The sequence below is a fragment of the Paenibacillus sp. LjRoot56 genome (genome assembly GCF_964253335.1).
GTDB lineage: Bacteria > Bacillota > Bacilli > Paenibacillales > NBRC-103111 > Paenibacillus_E > Paenibacillus_E allorhizoplanae.
In genome coordinates, this window is sequence record NZ_CAXURV020000001.1 from 2,520,289 (window position 1) to 2,542,704 (window position 22,416).

Here is a 22,416-nt window from a genome sequence, read left to right on the forward strand (position 1 = left end):
CAAGTAGACAGATGAAAAAAGCTATGCTGTGAGCGCGTGCCGATACTCAATTGGCGCGCGCTTTTAAGTTTGAAGCGGTTTTATTTTCATTTTAAGCCGCATACCGAATAGGAATTCATGATGACAACAACGAAATAGTTTATATCGTTAAGTAACTGTCTAGGAAAGAGGAGGCGAACCTGATTCGAAACGAAAGAATATCATGGCTTGCAAGGGTCTTACTTGTCACTGTTATCGGATTGATCGGTTTTTCGCTCGTACCTCTTTCCGAGAAGATCGGAGGCGGCGAGCAGCAAAGCCAATGGATTGTGCAGGATGGCGTCTTAGATCTTGCGCGGTGGAATCCCGAAGACGATCCAGTTATCCCGTTAAACGGCGAGTGGGAGTTTTACTGGAATCAGTTGCTTACGCCGGATGATTTCCGGCAGTTATCAAAATTGCCTGATGCCAGCGACATTGCTTATATGAAAGTCCCATCCCCGTGGAACGGGAAGGTGATTAATGGCGTCGAGCTACCGGTTTATGGAGCGGCTACGTACAGGATGGTTTTGACAGGGCTTTCCTATTCCGGAGAGTTGGCACTGAAGAAAACGAATATTCGTTTTGCCAGTGAGATTTATGTGAATGGAGTCAAGCTGCTGGCGGATGGGCAAACGTCTGGAGATAACAAATCGGGCTATCGTTCGGGTAACCGCCCGCAACTTGGCGTATTTTCCGCAAACCAGGGGCGCACCGAGATTATCGTGCAAGCGGCCAACTACGATTATGTAAATTCAGGAATGGTCGATTCGTTGCGCTTTGGGTCAGCCGACCGATTGATCTCAGAACGGCAGCTAGCGCTCAGTAAGGATTTTTTCGTACTAGGTATTCTCTGTACGCTGACTTTGCTTTACTTGATCTGTTTCGTAGCTGCCTCCGCTTATCGCATCAGAGACAATTCGCTTTTACTGTTGGCGTCCATCTGTTCGATGTTTGGGCTGTATCATGGACTAATGGGAGAGCGATCGCTATTTTTTTTGTTGGAAGGCAGATTATCTTTCGAAGTCCTCTATAAAATCAAGGATTTCGTTTCGGTTTCCGGTTGTTTGGCATTAGCACTTTTTTTCCATCATTTGCATCGAAGCAAGCTGTCTTTACGGATTACACAAGGGGTATCGTTCGTGCTGGTTGGATTTATGCTCCTTATTCCGATGCTGTCCATTCGGGCGTATACGCCCATTCAGTTTTATATTGTTCTCCTGTACCAAATCGTTCAATTTTGGAATTTTCTCGTAGCTGCACAATTGTTCGTCCGAGGCGATCGAGGATCACGGTTTAAATTACTGATGCTGTGTGTGGCTGTCCTGATGATTAATATGTATTCGCTGGACGTTATTTTCTTCGCAATGGGGATCCATAGTAGCGCCTCGCTGGCGCAGTTTTGCATCATTATTTTTAATATCGTGATGGTACCTGTAGTAGTACTGCGCTTTTTTGAAGCTTACCAGACAGTTGATAGGATGAAAGACCAATTGTTGCGGCTCGATAAAATCAAAGACGATTTTCTGTCGAATACGTCTCATGAATTGCGGACACCGCTGAATGCGATCGTTAATATTTCCCAGTCACTGCTTAAGGGAGTGGAGGGGACGCTTACAGACAAGCAGGCTCGCAACATGGCCATTGTGGTTGACAGCGGAAGAAGGTTGATGATGCTCGTAAATGAATTGCTCGATTACTCCAAGCTCAAGCACGGTGATTTGGCGTTACAAAGAAACACAGTCGATGTGAAATCGTATGTCGAATCGGTTATCCAGATTCACGGCTTTTTGCTGGAGGGCAGAAGCACGAAGCTTATCAACAGCGTGCCGGATCATTTGCCTCTCGTTTATGCGGACGGTAATCGTCTCATACAAATTTTGCACAATTTAATCGGTAATGCAATTAAGTTTTCCAATCAAGGGACCGTCGAAGTGAGCACTGAAACCAGGGGAGAATGGATGGAAGTGCGAGTGAGCGATACAGGGATAGGGATCGCTGCAGATATGCGCGAACGTATTTTCCTGGATTTCGAACAAGGCGGAGCGGCTGATTACGGCGGCACCGGGCTCGGGCTCAGCATTACGAAGCGTCTGGTGGAGCTTCACGGCGGACTTATCGAAGTTGATTCTGAGCCGGGTAGGGGGGCGACATTCCGCTTCACGCTTCCCCTGGCAAGTGACAAGTTGAAACTGGACGGCGACGGAAGGATGGCTGAATCAGTCGAATTGCCATTGTCCGGAACTGTCAGCGTACTCCCTACTGAGTATCCACTTTATGTTGCCGGGAAGGAAAAAGAACCCATCCTGCTGGTGGATGACGACTTTGCCAATCTGCAAAGTATGATGAACATGTTCAAGCTGGAAGGGCGCACTTTCATCGTTGTCGACCGAGGACAATTAGCTTTGGAAACGTTGTTCAGTCATCCGGATATTTCACTTGTCGTACTGGATCTCATTATGTCGGACATGTCCGGCTACGAAGTACTTGCGAAGATTCGGGAAAGATTCTCGCCGTTCGAACTTCCGGTGCTCGTGCTGACGGCCCGCAACAGCAGCGAGGATATTCGGATCGCGCTAGAAAATGGAGCGAACGATGTCGTCGCTAAGCCGTTTGAATCCGAGGAATTGATTGCCCGCGTACGTAATTTGACCGAGCTGAAATCTTCGGTCAAGCTGGCCAGAAATGCAGAGATCGCTTTTCTACGTTCGCAGATCAAACCGCATTTTCTGTATAACGCGCTTACGGCGATCGCCGAACTGTGCGTGATGGATGCCGAACAGGCGGAGCAGCTTACACTCCGATTGTCGCGGTATTTGAGAAGCAGTTTTGATTTCAAGCACCTTGAAGCGTTGACTACGCTAGAGAACGAGTTGGAGCTCGTCAAATCTTATGTAGCCATTGAGCAGGCGAGATTTGGCGCGAGGCTGCAGGTGGAATACATCTTGGAGGCAAATTTGGGGGTCATGATCCCCCCTCTCGTCATTCAGCCGATTGTCGAGAACGCGATTCGACACGGCATTATGTCCCGCTCGAAAGGGGGGACGGTGAAATTGACCGTCATCGAACGGGCACAAGGTGATATATTGATACGCATTGAAGACAATGGCTGCGGCATGAATGAAGGTCAGTTGAAGTCAGTCATGAAGCCCGATACGACAGTCGGAGGCATTGGATTGTGGAATATTAGTCAACGCCTGCGATTGCTGTATGGTACAACATTGTGCATCGACAGCCGAGAGGGCGAAGGTACGCGTGTCGAGATGGAACTGTCGACAAGCCACATTTTAGAAAGAGGGGAGACGTAGCGTATGCTGCGATTGATGATCGTAGACGACGAGGAAATGGCGATAAGGAGATTGAAGCGCCTCTTGTCGGAAATCGGTGGAATCGGGAGTATCGAGACATTCTTAGATCCCCAAGAAGGATATGATTATGCCAAAGAGCATGACGTCGATGTCGCCTTTCTAGATATCTCCATGCCCGATATTAACGGAATGAGATTGTCGGCGTTGCTAACGGATATGCGGCGAAATATCGATATCGTGTTAGTGACGGGATCCGACGAGTACGCGGTTAGGGCCTATGCGATTAACGTGCTAGACTATATCGTAAAGCCTGTTACATCGGAGAGGCTGGCCGTCACCATGGAGAAGATTCAAAGGGTTCGTCGGCAGGACGATCCCATCCCGAACCTGGAAGTTCAACTGTTTGGTGGTTTTAAAATTATAGGCCGTACGACCGATGGGAAGAAAGAAGTGATTCGATTGCGGACTCCGAAAACCGAGGAACTATTTGCTTTCCTGGCTTGCAAAAGAACGGTCACCCGGGAGGAAGTAACGGAAACGTTGTGGCAGAATCTAGCCCCGGACAATGCATTGAAGAATTTGAATTCGACGCTGTACGCTATCCGTAAAGCGGTCGGATACGACCGGTCTGGCGGCGGGATTACAACGACAGGAAACGAGATACGCTTAGAATCCGATGACCTGAAGTGCGATCTGTATGAGTTCGAGCGATTAATCAAGGAAATTAGAAGAGCACCTAGTGAGAGCGCAGCCTTGTTGGAAAAGGCGGAAGCCCTCTATAAGGGACCGCTGTTGAAAGGCAGGTCCTATGAGTGGGCTATCGAGATTAGTCGCTCGCTAGAGCAACAGTACATTGATTTGCTAGAGCTAACCGCTCAGCATCATCGGACACATGACCGTCAGCAGCAAACGCTGCATTACTACGGGGAAATGTTGAAGATCGATCCCATGAGAGAAGACATCCATTACAAAATGATGCGGTTGTATACGGAGCTAGGCCGGAAGAACGAAGCGATGAAGCAATATCGCGAATTGGAGCAACTGCTGCAGCGAGAGCTTGGAACGTCGCCAGATCTTCGGCTGGAAGATGTGATTTCATAAATAAAGACAAGCTCTTCACTCAAAAGGGAAGGGCTTGTCTTTGCTCATTCCTTATGCGGATGCTAGGTCCTGCCACACAGTCACCGTCAGCAGCTCTTCGATGAGCAATTACAAGGTAGTTTTGTAAATCTCCTGTCCTCCAGATGATTAGATGGATTTTATTCTAACTGCTAGCGAGAATTCAATTTAGCCATCCCTTTTGGTATCATTATGTTTACAACAACGCGACAACAAATACGTAACTTAGGGAGGTAATTAGAAAATGGAAATCAAAAGAGCAGGATCCCAACCTTCGGGTAAAGGACCATCTGATTATTTTACGGGAACGGTTCGGATCGATCCATTATTTGAGGCAGCTGAGCCTGCACGCGTAGCTGGTGCAAGTGTTACGTTCGAACCCGGCGCACGGACAGCGTGGCATACACATCCGCTGGGTCAAACACTGATCGTAACGGCAGGGGTAGGACGGGCTCAACGATTGGGAGGTCCAATCGAAGAAATTCGTCCCGGTGATGTGGTCTGGTTCCCACCTGGTCTAAAGCACTGGCACGGAGCTTCGCCCACCACAGCTATGACACATATTGCCATTCAAGAACGTCTTGATGGCAAGGCGGTCGAATGGTTGGAGCAAGTCACTGATGATGAATATCAGTCCTAAGCCACGCGGAATCGCTGTTATAACAGCAAAAGCGCTATATAAATTTACTGTTCAAAAAACACGAGCCAAAATGGCATCGTGTTTTTTTGTGCTGCAAAAAGTTATAAGTTCGTTGTTTCAATCTACCCAGATGTGTGTAATTAGCATTAAATTCAACAACACAGGGGAGGAAAGTACATGACAATGATCGCCTCGAAATCAAACACGGATGCGCTCTATTTGCTGCATGAGGGCACACAGTATCAAAGCTATCAATTTCTTGGAGCACATTTGGAAGAACGCGATGGCTGCAAAGGAGTCAACTTCGCTGTGTGGGCACCGAATGCCAAGCAGGTGAACGTATCCGGAAGTTTTAATGGTTGGGATGGCACTCATCATGCTATGACCATGCAGGAAGGTATTTGGACACTGTTCATACCCGAGCTGGAAGAAGGCACTTTATATAAATATGAAATCGTTACGCTGGATGGGGATCGTTATCTGAAGGCGGACCCATATGCGTTTCAAACGGAGTTTCGACCGGAAACCGCTTCCATTATTGCTTCGCTTGATAATTATGAATGGCAGGATGAAGACTGGTTGGCGAATAACACGTCGAATCAACACTTGCAGCAGCCGCTTCTCATTTATGAAGTGCATTTGGGCAGTTGGAAGCGCAAGGAGGATGGCGGATTTTATAGTTACGTGGAATTAGCAGATGAACTTGTGGATTACGTTAATGAGCGAGGGTATACGCATATTGAGCTCATGCCTTTAGCCGAACATCCGCTAGACTCATCGTGGGGATATCAAGTAACCAGTTACTATTCGGTAACAAGCCGATTTGGATCACCGAAAGACTTTATGTATTTTGTTGATCGTTGTCATCAAAAGGGAATCGGCGTGATTATGGATTGGGTCCCTGCTCATTTTTGCAAAGATGCGCATGGCTTATCTCGATTTGATGGCTCCCCCCTTTATGAATATGCGGATAGTCGCAAAGGTGAGAATCCGACGTGGGGGACGTATATTTTCGATTATGGTAAGCCGGAAGTCGTTAGTTTTTTAATTTCGAATGCCCTCTTCTGGATGGATATGTATCATGTGGATGGATTAAGAGTCGATGCCGTCTATAGCTTGTTAACGTTGAATTTTAATCGGCCAGAAGAGGAATACATTAAGAACGAACAGGGTGGAGAGGAGAATCTGGAAGGGATTGCATTCTTACAGAAATTAAATGCGGTCGTATTTTCCAGGTATCCTAATGTGCTTATGATTGCAGAAGACTCCAGCGCGTATCCGGGTGTCACTACACCGGTTGAGCATGGTGGACTCGGGTTTAATTATAAATGGAATTTAGCCTTTACCTGGGATACGCTCGAATTCATGAAGAAAAATCAAAGTGAACGCAGCGGACAGGAAGATCGGTTAACGCGGTCACTACTGGGGACAAGGGATGAGAATTATGTCTTGCCTTATTCTCATGACGAGATGAATTATCCGAGCAAATCCTTGTTAGGTAAAATGTCTGGGGAAGATAATTGGCAGCGTTTTGCCAATCTGCGTGTGCTTTATTCGTATATGATGGGACATCCGGGTAAAAAGCTGCTTTTTATGGGTACTGAATTTGGTCAAATGGATGATTGGAATTCAGAGGATTCCTTGGCATGGGGATTGCTCAGGAATGAAGAGCATCAGCATTTTGCAGAATTTGTGAAACAGATGAATCATTTTTACATAACAGAAAAAGCATTGTGGGAATTGGATTTCGAGTCGAACGGCTTTACCTCATTAGTTGCGGATGATAAAGAGGATGGTCTGGTGACGCTCTTGCGAAAATCGAAGACGAACAATGAGCAGCTAATTATCATAAGCAATTTCAAGCCTGAAACGCATGAGGGATATCGCCTTGGGGTTATGGATCCTGGGCGCTATCAGGAGGTTTTTAACAGCGATAAGTTGGAATTTGGCGGTTCAGGAATAACGAATGACAATAGTTTGGATACTGAGGAATGGTTTTGTCAGGGTTATCCTCAAAGTATTTCAGTTAACATACCGCCACTTGCAGCGGTTATCCTCAAATATATGCCTACGGAAGGATGAGATTAAGGTGAAGAAACAGGAATGCATAGCTATGCTTTTAGCAGGTGGTGAGGGCAGTAGACTTAGTCCGTTGACGAAAAATATTGCAAAGCCAGCTGTCCATTTTGGTGGGAAATATAGAATCATTGACTTTTCTTTAAGCAATTGTCACCATTCGGGCATTGACACGGTGGGTGTATTGACGCAGTACAAACCTGCTGTTCTGAATGCTCATATCGGAAGCGGGGAAGCATGGGGGATGAAGAGTGATAGAGGGGGTATCTCTCTATTTGAAAGACAAGTTGGTGCGCCCAATGCGTACTCGGGGACAGCAGATGCCATTTATCAGAATCTGGCTTTCCTCCGGGAACAGAATCCAAGCTATGTCTTAATTATTTCCAGCGACCATATCTACAGCATGGATTACCGCGCGATGATCGAGCATCACAAGGCATCTGGTGCGGATGTTACCATATCCGTGACACCTGTGAAATGGGAGGAAGCAAGTCGGTTTGGCATTATGAGCACGGATGAAAACGACCGGGTTACAGCTTTTGAAGAGAAACCACTGAAGCCCGCTAGTAATCTCGCTTCCATGGGAGTGTACTTGTTCAATTGGGATGTTCTTCGTTCATCATTGGAAAAAGATGCGAAAGATCAGGCTTCGGAACATGATTTTGGACACAATATCATTCCTGGATTACTAGCTGGAGGTGCCCATTTATCAGCGTATCCTTTTGATGGATATTGGAAAGATGTGGGTACGATTCATAGCCTTTGGGAATCTCATATGGATTTACTGGGATATACGCCGAAGTTGCAATTGGAAGAAGAAACGTGGCCTGTACTGACCAAAACAAAGAAACTGTCGAAGACGCACGTTGCCTTAACGGCTAGAGTAAATAATGCGGTTATCGGTGATGGCTCGACGATCTATGGAAATGTTAGTCATTCCGTGATATTTGATAACGTGCGGGTTGGGGAAAATAGCAGAATACTCAATAGTGTCATCATGCCAGGTGTGCAAATTGGCAAAAATGCACTCATCAGTAATGCGATTATCGGAGAGGGCGCTATTATTAAAGATGGAGCTGTTGTAGGTCAGTTAGACGCGTTAGAGATCACGACAATTGCTGAGAGAACAACGGTAAGACGCCAATATCCAGCTGTAATTCCGGCCAAGCTGACCAATCAGGTATACTTTGGGTAATCCAAGACAAGGAGGAGTGTACGATGAAGGATGTTCTTGGAATGATCAATTTGATGAATGAACAGGATGACTTATCTACACTTACACGCAATCGATGTGTAGGTGCCGTTCCTTTTGCTGGTCGTTATCGGATGGTCGACTTTGCGCTCTCCAATATGAGCAATTCAGGTATTCAGAGGGTTATGCTATTGTCAAATGACAAAGCGGACTCCTTGCTCGAACATGTGGGTGACGGGCATCATTGGGGCTTAGATACGACCGCGGAAGGCGGTGTAACGGTGCTCCCTCCTAGTTATCTCGCTAAGGATGTGCGTGGAGATCTATTTCATCTATACAGTCATCTTGATTTATTGAAAAATTGCACCGAAACGTATATGCTGCTTGCCCCAAGCAGTGTAATTTACCATATGAATTTTGAAAATATGATCGATTACCATCTGGGCAACGACGCTGATATTACGATTCTCTATAAGCATTTAACGGAGATGGATCGCCATGCACATATTGGTCATGCCTATAACTTGGAAATGAGCGATCAGGGCAGAGTCGTCCGGGTTACGCCAACCTACCATGCGTTGCCAAGTTTAAAACCGCAAAATATCGATTTGGATACAATGGTGATCAAACGAAGTTTGCTCATTGAGCTGATCGAGCAAAGTATGATGCTTGGCAGTGAGAGGTATCTGAAAGAAGTCATATGGAACCACTTAGCCGATATTCAAGTTCAAGGTTATGCCAATCATGGATATGTGGCAATTATGGATTCGATCGATAGTTACTATGCCCATAGTATGCACCTTCTGCAACCGCATGGATGGCATGAATTTATGATTAACCATGAATCTGTCTATACAAGACAGGAAGAAGAACTGGAAACGGCATATCATGACCAAGCGTTGATTCGTAACTCATTCATCGCTCATGGCTGCAGCATTGAAGGCTATGTGGAAAATAGTATTTTGTTTCCAGGGGTGAAGGTGAATCGTGGTGTAAGTATCAAAAATAGTATCGTGATGCATCAGTGCGCGATCGAAGCGAACGCCTATTTGGATCATGTTATTTTGGACAAGCAAGTTGTTGTGGAACAAGGAACTATCTTACGCGGCGAGTTCGCCCACCCCTTTGTAGCAGAGAAAATGGGTGATTTCACCACTACATGACAACATGGTAGAGGAGGTCAAGTATGCCTAACAACGATTTCCGCTGGCAACCCGGTAAAAAAGTACATTTATCGAGCATAGATCCAAACGATACAAATGCTCATCATGAAAGAGATGACATCGAGCCGAATATGGCACGTTTAAGGGAACGATTGGAAGCTCTTCAAAATATGCTTTATGCAGAAAAGAAGCGGTCCGTTTTGTTCGTCATTCAAGGTATGGACTGCAGTGGAAAAGATGGTGTCGTGAAGCATGCGTTAGGAAGCCTGCATCCACAAGGATTCCAAGCAACGAGTTTCCGAACGCCAACAGAAGAAGAGGCATCCCATGATTTTCTATGGCGTGCACATAAGGCAACCCCTGCCAAAGGTATGATCGGAGCTTTTATTCGGTCTTACTATGAAGATGTATTAATCACTCGTGTACATCGTTCAATCGACGATTCGGAAACCAAACAACGGTTCAAGCATATCAAACATTTTGAGAAACTGCTGGAGAGCAGTGGTGTAAAAATAGTAAAGATTTTCTTGCATATATCGCAAGATTTCCAACTAGCCAAGCTTAGGAATCGACTCAAGGATCCAACCAAGCGTTGGAAATTCGATAAGAATGACCTAGTTGAACGTGAATCTTGGGACGAGTATCAAGCGGCTTATGAGGATTTAATTAAACACTGCAGTTCGGAGTCAGCACCTTGGCATATTGTCCCTGCTAACCATCGCTGGTATCGGGACTGGGCAGTTCTGCAAATTGCCGTGGCAGCGTTAGAAAGCATGGAATTAACTTATCCGGAATCGGACAAGGAGTTTGATGACAAGCTCCTCGCTACTTTGCAGTAAGATTGGCTTTAGGGAAGAAGGGACAAGGAGATGGAAAAAGAGATAGGAAATAAGACGGAAGGGGCTCAAGCCGCAGGTGATGTCACTTCGGAAAAGTTATTTCATGAATTAGATAATGATCCTAACTTTAAATTGGACAATGACCAATTAGAACGCATAGCCTCCATCGTAAATGCGTATAAAGGGAACATTAAGTCCCATTTAATAGAGCAGCAGGAGAAGAAGACTTCTTGGGCTGATCGGCTTGCTGATGACATTGCAACATTCGGTGGAAGTTGGGCGTTTATCTTGCTATTCAGCTTGTTCTTAGTCATTTGGATGTCGATTAATCTCATGAGCTTCGCCTTCGATAAACCCCCGTTCATCCTGCTTAATCTTATCCTTTCTTGTATTTCAGCCTTTCAAGCTCCAGTCATTCTCATGAGTCAGAATCGACAAGCTTCCAAAGATAAGCAGGAGGCGATCCTTGACTTCGCCATTAATTATCATGCGGAGCAGGAAAATATGGAGATCAAGGTCCTGCTGGAAAGGTTGGATCAAAGGCTTAAAAGAATCGAGCAACAGGGGCGGTAAGTAGTGTCTTGTTACATATATACATAAGTAGAGAACGTTGGAATCGCAGATCTTATTTTCTTATTTTTATGTTTGAGCCAAAAAACTCTTTTGCTACATATAGCAGATGAGTTTTTTGGTTCTACTATTTATCTAATAACATGACGCGTTCCACGGTTAAAAGGTTCATGATGCTCCAAGTCGTCTTCATCATCGTCAATATCCAAACCAGTTGCAATGATCGTGTCATTCACGATGGTTTCGAGCTCACCATCTTCCATTGAAATTCCTCCATTTCGCTCATGGTTCAGATGTACCTCATATCTATTTCCCTGTCAGATGTAATTATCCTTCACTTTTTTTATAAGGACGGCATCTTGTCAGTTGACCGTCTACTCCATTGGCTCTTTATTCCGATAATGCAGAGGAGCGACACCTTCGATCCTTTTGAACATACGGCTGAAGTAGAAAGGATCCGGATATCCCACTTCACTGGCAATTTCCTGAACACTTTTATCTGTAGTGCGCAGCAGATGTTTGGCGCGTTGGGTTTTGAGTTGGTGGATATAATTGTGGATGTTCGTTCCGGCATACTTTTTGAACACCTGACAGAGATATTCGTATTTGCGATCCATCAATCGTTCTAATGTCTCTTTGGAAATGTCCGAATCGTAAAAATTATTCAAGTAATTGACTAGATTGCGAAAAGTAAGGTAGGAAGCGGAGAAAGCGGTGTCCAATTGGCTTTGCTTCAAAAAATCATTGGCCATAAGACGAAGGATTTCACCAAGTAATAAGGTGGCATGAAAACGAAAATAACCCGTCGGTTGTTTCATTGTCTCGACTAGCTCTTCAAACAAGCCGAGCAATTTATAACGTTGCAAAGAACGAAACTGACGTGGGATAACAAGCAAATCTTCATGCAGGTTTTCCGTGGTTCTAAGCTCGGTTCGTTCGGCATGGACAATATTAAGCTCAGCGGCTCGATCCAGCACGAATTCATTAAGGGGAGGATTGCAGGAAAATTGCACCCAGAAAAATTGCCCTTGTCGTTCTTGGGGATTCCAACCGGTATGCGTTTCCCAAGGCTTCAAAAGAAGCGACTCCCCGGCGTGTAAGATCATACGTTCATCTGCAGTCTGCAAATGCACCGTTCCGTCGGCAATGACGATAAGCTCATAAAAGGGATTATGATGCTGACCGAAGAAATGGGGGTTATTGGCATCGAAAAGATCTGCCCATTTGACATCCAATGTGGATAATCGAGAAAGAGAGTAGTGCATGGCATGACATCTCCTGATGTTTTTTCTTTTTAGAACAAAACTATGTACATGGCACTATAATGGAACCGCTTTTATACTGAATTCAATGTCCATTATATCAAACAACGGAGGTTTCCACATGCCTATCAGTATTTTAAATGAACAAGATTACTATCGTATCGTATTTGGGGGATGGCTAGGGAAAAATATCGGAGGAACGCTTGGGGCACCGGTCGAAGGCAAGAAGGAGCTGCTTGAATTGAGCTTTTATCCAGAGCTGCCAGACGGTCCACTAGAGAATGACGATCTGGACCTGCAGTTGGTGTGGTTGCACGCTTTGGAGCAGTATGGTCCGGGATTGACCGCAACTGAGCTTGGACAGGAATGGTTAGAGCATGTCTTTTTCCCGTTTGATGAATATGGCTATGCGCTGACGAATTTAAGAAGAGGTTTACTTCCACCAATTGCTGGTTGGTTCAACAATCCATTCAATGACTGTATGGGCTCACCTATTCGTTCCGAAATATGGGCGATGGCAGCTCCAGGTGCCCCGGAAATCGCTGCTCACTATGCGTATCAGGATGCGATTGTAGATCATGCTGGCGGCGAAGGGGTTTATGGTGAAATGTTTTTCGCTGCGTTGGAAAGCGCCATATTCTTTGAGAAAGACAGGGATCGGTTGATCGAGATTGGAATGAAGTATATCCCTGAGGATAGTCGTACTTCCAAGGCCTTGAAAGATCTGCTTCGGTGGCATCAGGAAGGGAAAAGCTGGATTGAAACGCGCTTACTCATTCTGGAGCACCATGGCAGCGATAATTTTACCGATGCTCCTCAAAATATTGCCTTTACCATCCTTGGATGGTTGTATGGGGAAGATTTTGAAGACGCGATCTTGAAAGCCGTCAATTGTGGTTACGATACAGATTGTACAGCAGCAACGCTGGGTGCGATATTGGGCATGCTGGTAGGACCGGAAGGCTTGCCTGCTAAATGGGTAAAACCGGTAGGTGACCGCATCGTCGTCAGCCCCCCAATCAAGGGATTCCCAGCGCCTAAGAATTTGGACGAATTAACTCGTCGCACAATCCGTATGGGCAAACAGATTCTCGCAGCTTGGGATACTGGGATTTTGGTGCATCCTGAGTTTCCTACTTCTTGGAAACAATCGCTGGAAGTGGGAGAAGCGGATGAAGCCATAAGGGAACTTTGGGAGAGAAAAGTAACATCGAATCATTACTTGCTGCCTCTGGGTACGAAAAGATGCCCGGATGCAGAATTAATCATCGATTTCGGACCAGATGGTCCAGCTATTGGTCCAGGACATAGTAAGGTACTGCAGTTCACGCTGACGAATCGCTCATTGACCCGGATCGATGGAGATATAGCATTAGAGCTACCTTCAGGTTGGCATGGACCAACAACGGTTAAGATTAGTTTGCAACCAGATGAATCCTTCAAGTGGGATACGGAAATCCAAGCTGGACCGATTGCAGCAGTAAGTCATGAGTTAACGTTTAGTTGGACTCGAATCCATGACCATGCGATATGGTCGATTCAAAAAGTACCATTTGCCATGGTCAACTCTTCCAGATGGATCGTCTGGGGGCCCGAAGATAGCGAAGGAGAAGTGATCTATTTCCCAGGGAATAGCGTACAGTGGGAGAAAGTCGAAGTAGAAGGCGTGTATAAGGCGGAAACAAGGCTTACTAATCCGATTGAGCGCAAGCTAAGACTTATTGCAGCAGCGAATAGTCCTGTAACGCTGAAGTTGAATGGTCAGACGGTGATTTCATGCAAAGAAACGTTGGAGTTCATGCCAGCGTATCACAGAGCCCCTGATCAACAGTATGTGGAGTTAACTCTAGCAGCTGGAAGTCATCTTGTGGAAGTTGAGGCCATGGGCGATGGCTCACCGCTTGAGGTGTATATCTTGCCGGTGGCCCTTCTCGATACAACATCACCGGGTCCTTACTATTATTATACGGATATATTACTGGGATAAATGATGTGAATTTGCCCAAGTCACATTGATCAAAAAGATTGCCAATCACCTTGCCAGGAAGGCCGGGATGAGTGGCAATCTTTTTATTGTCCAAACTGACAGGCAGTGTGTAGTCCGCGAGCATGCGTGCGGAGGGCTTGAAGGCAATTCCCAGACCAGGCGGCTAACATCCGAAACTTGAACGCCAAGCGCGTTCGTTATTTTCATTAACGTTGTAGCTGAGCGTCATTATCAATAAATATCTGCCCTTGAAATAGAGATTACCGCATTATAACCAAAGAACCCAGTTGCTATAATGAAAAAGTGGTAGCGCTAACATCCTTGCAAAAGTCAGCGAAGCTATACAGGGGGGAATGAACAGATGATAACAATTAATCGATTTTTCAGTATGATCATGGCGGTTGTTTTTACGGCAGGGTTTCTTTTTAACCCTCTAACAACTAGCGTGGAGGCAGCAGTGACTCCAGAAATTAATGCAGCAGCGTCGAAAGCAGTCATATATCCTTATAATCAACCAGCGAAGTATGCGGCTTCCGTTAACTACACGCTGAAGGCGAACGGAGTGGATATTCCCGTAGTCAAAGCTTTTGACGATTATGATTATGCGAACTTTTCCATGTCCAATGGACCGGTTACCTTCGAGGTTACGATACTAAATACGGACAAAGTTCACGATTACTCTATTAGCCCCAAGAAACTGGGAATTCAACCGGACAGCGTTGTGGGTCGAACCTTGACGTTCACCACGCAGAAAGATGAATATTTGATTGTTACGATGAACAGCAGGAAGACGCGCCTCGTCATTGCGGCTGATCCGGCAGAAACCGATGTGCCTGCATCTACAGGGACAGGTATTTTTAACGTTGGACAAGCCCCTTATCTTGTTAACTCAACCGGGGATCAAACGGGCGTGGCAGCTAGGACATCAGCTATTCAGCAAGCCATTGACGATGCTAGCAGCTACGGTACACTTGCAGGGAATGGCGTTCAAGGAATCGTGTACATTCCTGCGGGACAGTACTATATTGGCAATCTCGTGCTGAAAAGCAATACCGCCTTGTATATGCAGCCTGGGGCTGCGTTTATAGGAACGGGAAAGACAGCCGATTACAAGGAACATTGGTACAAAGATTCTATGGGCAGGCCGGCAACTTGGTGGATTTCCACCGCATTTGATTCGACGAACATCAAGATGTATGGACGTGGAACGATAGATGGGAATGGCGCTGCGCTATATGCCGATAAATCAACCAATGCCAAAGGCATGATTAACAATCTGGTTGTGCCTATCGCGACATCCAATTTCATTATGGATGGAATTATCATCCGAGAATCCGCGTCTTGGGCGGTTACGCCAGTTCGGTCACATGACCTAAGTTTTACGAATGTGAAGTTCTTTAACAGCTTGGGCATGGGGGAAAATGACGGGATCGATGTGTGCGAGTCGCAGAATGTCGTAGTGAGAAATGCGATCGGGATTGCCCTGGATGATCCCTTTTCGACCAAAGCTTGGAAAGAAACGACGGATATTGCGTCGGGCAAAGTACCTTGGCCCGGCAGTCCACAGCCTGTAAGTAATGTGCTCTTTGAGGATGCAATCTCCTGGACATTGTGCTACGGCTTCAAAATTGGCCAAGGGGTCATGCAGGATCAGAATAATGTAGTCTTTCGAGATGGCGTCGTGTATAAGGCGGCTGTCGGGTTTGCCATTCATCACAAATATGGCACTGGTGCTGTGAGCAATGTTACCTTCGAGAATATGGATGTCGAGGATATCAGCGGCTTCAACGAAGATAACAGTGCTTGGATGACGCTTTTTACGGTAAATGGCAGCAATTCGGGTGTTGGCCCGATTTCAGGAATTACGGTTAAAAATATTACTGTGCGCGATGCTGGCGAGGGTGTTGCCAAAATAAAAGGGCTGCCCGATGCGCCTATAAGCGGAATCACGTTTGAAAACGTCTATATGCCAGGAAAAGCTCAGTCTGCGACAAGTCTATATGAGATGAATTTCGCAAATAAGGATAATTATAGCGATATCACCATTAAACCGGTACAGAATCCGGAGCCTCGGCCGCAGACGAATTTGGCCCTGAATCAGCCAGCGGTGGCTTCCTCTAATGACAGTACGGTCGATACGGCGCCTTGGGCTTTTGACGGAGATATGTCGACCCGGTTCGGTTCCAAAAGAGCCGTCGATCCAGGCTGGGTTTATGTTGATTTGGGAACTATTAAATCCATTAATGAAGTCCGGCTTTACTGGGAGGCTGCTTACGCAAAAAGCTATCAAATTCAGGTATCGAATGATCTGCAAACCTGGAATAACGTGTATAGCACAACCGCTGGCAAGGGTTTATTGGAGAAAATTACATTTAATCAGACCGATGCTCGATACGTAAGGATGTATGGTACAGTACGGGCTACGCAGTATGGCTATTCCTTGTGGGAGTTTGAAGTCTATGGTCCCGAAGTTTTTCCTGAAGCTATCTCTTTGAACAAAACGGCATTTACCTTGCTTCCAGGCGAAACGGAGTCCTTGACAGCAACGGTGCTGCCAGCAAATACAACGAACAATAAAGTATTATGGTCGTCGAGCAACAAAAATGTAGCTGCGGTAGATAAAAATGGACTAGTTAGTGCAATTGGCTTAGGCACAGCTTTCATAGAAGCCAAAACCTCGAATGGTGAATTCAAAAAAGTGGCAACGGTTACGGTAGCTGAACTGAACAAGCCTCAATTGCTATCTGTCATAAGCGGAGATGGTTACGCGAATCTGAGCTGGAGTAACGTAGACAGGGCCACGAATTACCGCATCTATGCTAGCGCAACAGCGGGTTCATATGGTTCCCCGCTAGCAACGGTTAGCAATGAAGTTTACAATTACAAGGTTGAAGGGCTGAATAACGGCGATACCTATTACTTCGTCATTAAGGCAGTTCGTGGTGAAAGAGAGAGCGGCTTTTCCAACGAACTGTTAGCAACACCGCAAATAGCAATGCCGGGAGTACCTCAAGTAACGTCCGCGTTGCCGGGCGATGCCCAAGTGCGTCTCACTTGGGAAGCAATGGATTCAGCCACGAATTATCATATTTATGTCAGTGATCATTCAGGCTTATACGAAGATGAACTTGCAACCGTGAGCGGTTCTGTTTATGCGTATGATGTTGTGAATTTAACGAATGGAACACCTTACTACTTTGTTCTAAAGGCCAGCAATCTAGGAGGATTAAGTGGAGCATCCCAAGAAGTTAGTGCAACACCACAAATATCGCCGCCTGGAGCACCGACCGTTAAACCTCCAGTTGCTAGCAATAGGCAAGTAAGTCTCAGCTGGGACCCGATGGATCATGTGACGAATTATCAGATCTTTGTCAGCACGAATTCAGGTGAATATGGAAGCGAACTTGCAACTGTAAGTGGCTCCGTATATACGTATGATGTCGTGAACTTGATCAATGATACGAAGTACTATTTTACCGTTAAAGCTGTAAATCCGGGTGGAGTCAGCGAAGCATCGCAAGAAGTAAGTGCGGTTCCGTATACGGAAGAACAGTCAAGTAGTGGGGATGGCGATCAATCTAGTACACCATCGGAACAAGCTCCTGTTACCTCACAAACAGGTGTGTTGGGCTCCACAGTCAAAGATGAACTAGGAGGCAAATCCACAACCACCTATACCGTGGATGCTCAAAAGCTGGAGCAACTTTTATCCACAGGTGGAGAGGGTAGTCATATTATTTTGTCGACTTCGGGTACAACAGACGCGTTCATAGGTAAACTGACCGGACAAATGATTAAAAGCATGGAGCAAAAGAATGCTGTGCTAGAATTACAAACCGATGCAGCTAGGTATACTTTACCAGCAAAGCAGATTCAAGTTGAAAGTTTACAGAGTCAGTTTGGCGAAAATGTGGAGTTTCAAGATATTACAATCCAGATTGAAATTGTGAAACCAAATGAGGATATGGTGCAGCTTGTAAAGAATACGCTTTCCACTAATGAGCTGGAACTGAAATCTTCGCCAGTTGATTTCAAAGTGACTGCTAGCTATAAGGGCCAAACTATAGAGATTTCTCAGTTCAGCAATTATGTAGAAAGAATGCTGCCTATCGAAGATCAAGCCGATGTGTGGCAAATCACGACAGCAGTCGTGATCGACCAAGACGGAACCTTACGGCACGTACCGACCAAGATAGTGAAAGTAGACGGGAAATATTGGGCCCAAATAAATAGCTTGACGAATAGCGTCTACTTTCTGATCTCACACCGTATCGAGTTTGGAGACGTTCAAAATCACTGGGCGAAAAAAGAAGTGAATAATTTGGCAGCCAGAATGATTATTCAAGGGCAGGACGATACTCACTTTAACCCGGATCATGACATTACACGAGCGGAGTTCACCGCTATTATCGTTCGAGCGCTAGGATTGAAGCCACAAAATGGTAGCGGCCGATTCGTTGATGTGACCCCTGCGGAGTGGTATCATGATGCGATTCAAACTGCCTCTGCCTACCATCTTATTGGAGGGTATGAGGACGGCACTTTCCGGTCGACGTATACCATCGACAGGGAACAGGCGATGATGATCATGGCTAATGCGATGAAATTAACAAGCATGAAGGAGAACGTATCGGACGCAGCACTTCTTACCAAGTATCAGGATGCCGATCAGGTATCGGAATGGGCGCAAAGAAGCATAGCCATCTGTTTACAGGGAGGCATAGTTGCTGGCCGAACGGACAGCACGTTAGCGCCGAAAGGGCAATTGACACGAGCAGAAGTTGCTGTCATGTCGCAACGTCTTCTGCAGCAGGCCGGGTTGATCAATCCGTAAGACAAGCTTTTTCATGCTTTGGATCATCGATGTCGTCAATGCGTTTAACCAGCGTGATATTCTTTCTGAAGAATGTCGCAACAACAAGAACACGGAACCCTATTTTGGGTTTCGTGTTTTTTGATAAAAAATCATGTTTTACGTCAAAGACGCTCCAGGTAAAAACATTTATATTGAAAATGAGATCAATATAAAGGAGTGTATCAATGCGATGATCAACAAAAAAGTAGTATTTCTAAGTCCGTGGCGTGTTGAAACGGTGGAAGAGAACTTCTCTGAGCAAATTGGCGTAGAGGAGGTACTCGTTAAGAAGCTGTATACCTTAATCAGTCCGGGAACTGAACTGGCCATGTTGTCGGGGAATGAAGCTTGGTTCCAGATGCCTGGGATTCCAGGTTATGCGGCTGTAAGTGAAATCGTTGAAGTAGGGACAGGCGTGACGGGGTTTACATCCGGCGATATTGTTTTTCATTATGGAACCCATTCCAAATATGAGGTTGTTTCCATAAGGGGGACTTTCCTTAAAGTTCCGGAGAATTTAGATTTGAAATGGGTACCTTTTACTCGCATGGCAACCGTGGCAACGACGGCGATTCGTGTTTCGAATATTGAATTTGGGGATTATGTTAGCGTAACGGGGCTTGGACTTATCGGAAATATGGCCGCTCAACTGGCACAGGCTCAGGGCGCTACGGTGATTGGTATCGATTTATCTGCGGAGCGGCTTCGAATAGCCGAGCAGTGTGGTGTTATCTATGGTTTGAATGGTGGACAAGACAGTGTGAAGGAACAAATCGCCGATATTACCCATGGAAAAGGAGTTTCTACGCATATTGAAGCTACGGGGGTCCCGCAAGTAGCGATCCAGAGCCTCCCCTATATCGCCAAATTAGGCGAAATCATTTTCTTAGGCAGTCCTCGCGGTGAATATAACACGGATGTAACGGATGTTCTGAATTACTGTCATCTGTATGGCAGGGGCTGCATTACATTTAAGGGAGCGCATGAATGGCGTTATCCAATTGAGGCTAACGAGTTTGTCAAACATTCGTTGGTCAGAAACTCGAGCATCATATTCGAGATGATGAAGCAGAAACGGTTGCAGATTGACCCTTTAATTAGCCATGTGTTGAAGCCAGAGGAAGCTAAGAAAGCTTATGAGGGTCTTCGATTGAATAAGGATCAGTACAGCGGTGTTTTATTTGACTGGAGCGAGTCATGAGTCTGAAAAGAAAAGTTCGCGTTGGCATGATCGGCTACAAATTTATGGGCAAAGCTCATAGTCATGCCTACCGGGATCTTCCTTTCTATTTTGATACAGATATCGACCCTGTACTTCAAACGATCGTTGGTCGTGATGAAGCCAATGTTAAACGAGCGGCTGATAAATTTGGATGGTTATCGTATGAAACCGATTGGCGTCGTCTGATAGAGAGGGATGATATTGATATCATAGATATCGGTACCCCGAATCATTTGCATGCGGAAATCGCCATAGCTGCGGCTCAAGCGGGGAAGCATATCATCTGTGAAAAGCCACTCGCTATGCATAAAGAGCAAGCTTTCACCATGTGGAAAGCCGCTCAAAAAGCCGGCGTGATCCATATGATCTCGCATAATTACCGGTTCGCACCTGCTATCCAATATGCCAAAAAGCTAATTGATGAGGGAGTTATAGGGGACATCTATCATGTGAGAGCACAATACTTGCAAGATTGGCTCATGGATGCAGATTTCCCTCTTGTTTGGCGTCTAAAGAAAGACATATGCGGCTCAGGAACTTTAGGTGACCTTATGGCTCATTCTATTGATTTGGCTCGATTTCTGGTAGGTGAAATTAAGGAAGTTACTGGCATGATGGAAACGTTTGTCAAGAAGAGGCTTGTAGAGGGCAAACCAACTATGGCAGACGTAGATGTAGACGATGCTGTTGCGGCTTTGGCTAAGTTTGAGAATGGCGCCTTTGGCGTATTCGAAGCATCGCGATTTGGCAAGGGAAACCGCAATGGGAATCGCCTTGAAATCAATGGTTCCAAAGGTTCTTTACGCTGGGATATGGAAAATATGAATACCCTTCAGTTATACTTGGACAATGATGTATTCGGCATGCAAGGCTTTAGAACGATTCATTGTACGGAAAGCGTACACCCGTATGCTGGGGCCTATTGGCCTGCTGGCCATGGTATTGGCTATGAACATACGTTTATTAATCTGATGCATGCGTTTATGCAAGGCATTTCAACAGATGTGAATCCGTCCCCAAGCTTCGAGGATGGCTATCGGAATCAAGTGGTGCTGGATGCGATCGCAAAGTCGGCGTCAAACGGAGCACGGCTTAAAATTAAATATTGAGACATTCATCAATCATTTCGCTGGAGGGAAGTACATGGAGATTTGGATGAACAGCTTATCGCCTTACGTCAGAGTGGTCAAAATTCATAAATCCTTCTCTCTGGCAGGTGAATGGATGGATTATGACCATGTGTTTACCTATATCGAGCAAGGTGAAGCTGAGTTTTTTTTGAACGGAGTCAAATATGAGGTGAAGGAGGGGGACATTCTCCTTATGCCTCCCTTTATGGCGCATATTATTCGCTCTACATCAGAGATACCTTTGATCCAATATATCGTTCATTTTGACTTGTATTATGACGAAGAACGAAGCTCATGGAAGGACCAAGTGATTACGGAAGAGCGTAAAGCCATTTCCGATAAAGAGATGCAGTTCGCATCTACAAGCCCAATTTCCCGCCTGCAGTTACCAGACCAGATCGAGTTAAAGAAAAGATTTCTGATCATGCAGAAGGCGTTTCTGGATAGGAGATCGGGTTATTCGTTGATCCTTAAAGGGATTTGTTTGGAGTTATTAGTCCTTTTTATGAAGGGACAAGTGGGTCATAACAGTAGAGAGGGAAAGCTGACGAAGGGTTGGGTGTTTATTGAAAACACCATCACATTCATTAATGAAAGATATTGGGACCCTGAACTGGATAATCATAGGATAAGTGAGCATGTTGGAATCTCGACCAATCATTTATCGTTTTTATTTAAAGATCAGCTTGGCATTACGATTCATAAATATTTGACGCATATTCGAATCGAGCAATCCAAAATAAGAATGATTGAAGGGAGCCGAACTTTAACCGCTATTGCGGAGATGGTGGGCTTTTCAAGCATTTATTTATTCAGCCGATCTTTCAAGGCTACGGTCGGTGTTATGCCCAGCCAGTTTATGGCGATGAATTCTGATATTGGCAAGCGTTGAAATAGTCCGTCCTTTTGTCATAGATATCTTACTTCTGTCCTGTTGTGAACGCATCCATCCATTTCTTAGAATAAGATCATACCCATAAGATCTGAGGTGACTGAAGTCTTATTACTGGTGTGATCATAATCATGGAGGTGTGT

Annotated in this window: 15 protein-coding genes; 13 read left to right on the forward strand and 2 right to left on the reverse strand. The window is 45.5% G+C overall.

The window, feature by feature from the left end:
- Positions 1-239: 239 nt before the first annotated feature.
- The 8 genes from ACSQ8O_RS11275 to ACSQ8O_RS11310 all read left to right on the forward strand — a co-directional run bounded on the left by ACSQ8O_RS11275 (position 240) and on the right by ACSQ8O_RS11310 (position 10,928).
- Positions 240-3,326, forward strand: coding sequence for an ATP-binding protein (locus ACSQ8O_RS11275; protein WP_436241635.1), 3,087 nt, complete (start codon positions 240-242; stop codon positions 3,324-3,326).
- Between the two features lie 3 nt (positions 3,327-3,329).
- The gene (locus ACSQ8O_RS11280; RefSeq protein WP_436241636.1) at positions 3,330-4,427 is read left to right on the forward strand and encodes a BTAD domain-containing putative transcriptional regulator; all 1,098 of its coding nucleotides are present in this window, start codon (positions 3,330-3,332) and stop codon (positions 4,425-4,427) included.
- 262 nt (positions 4,428-4,689) lie between these two features.
- A complete protein-coding gene (locus tag ACSQ8O_RS11285) occupies positions 4,690-5,085 on the forward strand; it encodes a (R)-mandelonitrile lyase (RefSeq protein ID WP_436241637.1) in 396 nt (131 codons plus the stop codon).
- Positions 5,086-5,262: 177 nt separating this feature from the next.
- A complete protein-coding gene (gene glgB / locus ACSQ8O_RS11290; protein WP_436241638.1) occupies positions 5,263-7,167 on the forward strand; it encodes a 1,4-alpha-glucan branching protein GlgB in 1,905 nt (634 codons plus the stop codon).
- A 7-nt stretch (positions 7,168-7,174) separates the two neighbouring features.
- Positions 7,175-8,356 carry a glucose-1-phosphate adenylyltransferase gene (locus ACSQ8O_RS11295; protein WP_436241639.1) on the forward strand — a complete coding sequence of 394 codons (1,182 nt, stop codon included), beginning with the start codon at positions 7,175-7,177 and terminating at the stop codon, positions 8,354-8,356.
- 23 nt (positions 8,357-8,379) lie between these two features.
- Complete coding sequence (gene glgD / locus ACSQ8O_RS11300) at positions 8,380-9,516, forward strand: glucose-1-phosphate adenylyltransferase subunit GlgD (protein ID WP_436241640.1); 1,137 nt, start codon at positions 8,380-8,382, stop codon at positions 9,514-9,516.
- Positions 9,517-9,539: 23 nt separating this feature from the next.
- Positions 9,540-10,355, forward strand: a complete 816-nt coding sequence (locus ACSQ8O_RS11305) for a PPK2 family polyphosphate kinase (RefSeq protein ID WP_436241641.1) — start codon at positions 9,540-9,542, stop codon at positions 10,353-10,355.
- 30 nt (positions 10,356-10,385) lie between these two features.
- Entirely contained in the window at positions 10,386-10,928 is a 543-nt protein-coding gene (locus ACSQ8O_RS11310) for a DUF1003 domain-containing protein (protein WP_436241642.1), read from the forward strand.
- Between the two features lie 128 nt (positions 10,929-11,056).
- Here ACSQ8O_RS11310 and ACSQ8O_RS11315 read toward each other — a convergent pair whose 3' ends face one another.
- Both ACSQ8O_RS11315 and ACSQ8O_RS11320 read right to left on the reverse strand, forming a co-directional pair.
- Positions 11,057-11,188 carry a hypothetical protein gene (locus ACSQ8O_RS11315; protein WP_436241643.1) on the reverse strand — a complete coding sequence of 44 codons (132 nt, stop codon included), beginning with the start codon at positions 11,186-11,188 and terminating at the stop codon, positions 11,057-11,059.
- A gap of 111 nt (positions 11,189-11,299) precedes the next feature.
- Positions 11,300-12,190, reverse strand: a complete 891-nt coding sequence (locus ACSQ8O_RS11320) for an AraC family transcriptional regulator (RefSeq protein WP_436241644.1) — start codon at positions 12,188-12,190, stop codon at positions 11,300-11,302.
- Positions 12,191-12,308: 118 nt separating this feature from the next.
- Here ACSQ8O_RS11320 and ACSQ8O_RS11325 point away from each other — a divergent pair, with 118 nt between their 5' ends.
- The 5 genes from ACSQ8O_RS11325 to ACSQ8O_RS11345 all read left to right on the forward strand — a co-directional run bounded on the left by ACSQ8O_RS11325 (position 12,309) and on the right by ACSQ8O_RS11345 (position 22,273).
- Positions 12,309-14,174 (forward strand): ADP-ribosylglycohydrolase family protein, encoded by a 1,866-nt coding sequence (locus ACSQ8O_RS11325; RefSeq protein ID WP_436241645.1) that lies wholly within the window; start codon positions 12,309-12,311, stop codon positions 14,172-14,174.
- A gap of 361 nt (positions 14,175-14,535) precedes the next feature.
- Entirely contained in the window at positions 14,536-19,008 is a 4,473-nt protein-coding gene (locus tag ACSQ8O_RS11330) for an S-layer homology domain-containing protein (protein ID WP_436241646.1), read from the forward strand.
- Positions 19,009-19,219: 211 nt separating this feature from the next.
- A complete protein-coding gene (locus ACSQ8O_RS11335) occupies positions 19,220-20,230 on the forward strand; it encodes a zinc-dependent alcohol dehydrogenase (RefSeq protein ID WP_436241647.1) in 1,011 nt (336 codons plus the stop codon).
- Entirely contained in the window at positions 20,227-21,360 is a 1,134-nt protein-coding gene (locus ACSQ8O_RS11340; RefSeq protein ID WP_436241648.1) for a Gfo/Idh/MocA family protein, read from the forward strand. Before ACSQ8O_RS11335 ends, ACSQ8O_RS11340 begins: the two co-directional genes overlap by 4 nt.
- 34 nt (positions 21,361-21,394) lie before the next feature.
- Positions 21,395-22,273 (forward strand): helix-turn-helix domain-containing protein, encoded by an 879-nt coding sequence (locus tag ACSQ8O_RS11345; protein WP_436241649.1) that lies wholly within the window; start codon positions 21,395-21,397, stop codon positions 22,271-22,273.
- Positions 22,274-22,416: the final 143 nt, after the last annotated feature.

Coding starts and splice junctions, on each gene's coding strand:
- ACSQ8O_RS11280 (WP_436241636.1), top strand. CDS start 3,330: ATGCTGCGATTGATGATCGTAGACGACGAGGAAATGGCGATAAGGAGA.
- ACSQ8O_RS11285 (WP_436241637.1), top strand. CDS start 4,690: ATGGAAATCAAAAGAGCAGGATCCCAACCTTCGGGTAAAGGACCATCT.
- glgB (WP_436241638.1), top strand. CDS start 5,263: ATGACAATGATCGCCTCGAAATCAAACACGGATGCGCTCTATTTGCTG.
- glgD (WP_436241640.1), top strand. CDS start 8,380: ATGAAGGATGTTCTTGGAATGATCAATTTGATGAATGAACAGGATGAC.
- ACSQ8O_RS11305 (WP_436241641.1), top strand. CDS start 9,540: ATGCCTAACAACGATTTCCGCTGGCAACCCGGTAAAAAAGTACATTTA.
- ACSQ8O_RS11310 (WP_436241642.1), top strand. CDS start 10,386: ATGGAAAAAGAGATAGGAAATAAGACGGAAGGGGCTCAAGCCGCAGGT.
- ACSQ8O_RS11315 (WP_436241643.1), bottom strand. CDS start 11,188: ATGGAAGATGGTGAGCTCGAAACCATCGTGAATGACACGATCATTGCA.
- ACSQ8O_RS11320 (WP_436241644.1), bottom strand. CDS start 12,190: ATGCACTACTCTCTTTCTCGATTATCCACATTGGATGTCAAATGGGCA.
- ACSQ8O_RS11325 (WP_436241645.1), top strand. CDS start 12,309: ATGCCTATCAGTATTTTAAATGAACAAGATTACTATCGTATCGTATTT.
- ACSQ8O_RS11330 (WP_436241646.1), top strand. CDS start 14,536: ATGATAACAATTAATCGATTTTTCAGTATGATCATGGCGGTTGTTTTT.
- ACSQ8O_RS11335 (WP_436241647.1), top strand. CDS start 19,220: ATGATCAACAAAAAAGTAGTATTTCTAAGTCCGTGGCGTGTTGAAACG.
- ACSQ8O_RS11340 (WP_436241648.1), top strand. CDS start 20,227: ATGAGTCTGAAAAGAAAAGTTCGCGTTGGCATGATCGGCTACAAATTT.
- ACSQ8O_RS11345 (WP_436241649.1), top strand. CDS start 21,395: ATGGAGATTTGGATGAACAGCTTATCGCCTTACGTCAGAGTGGTCAAA.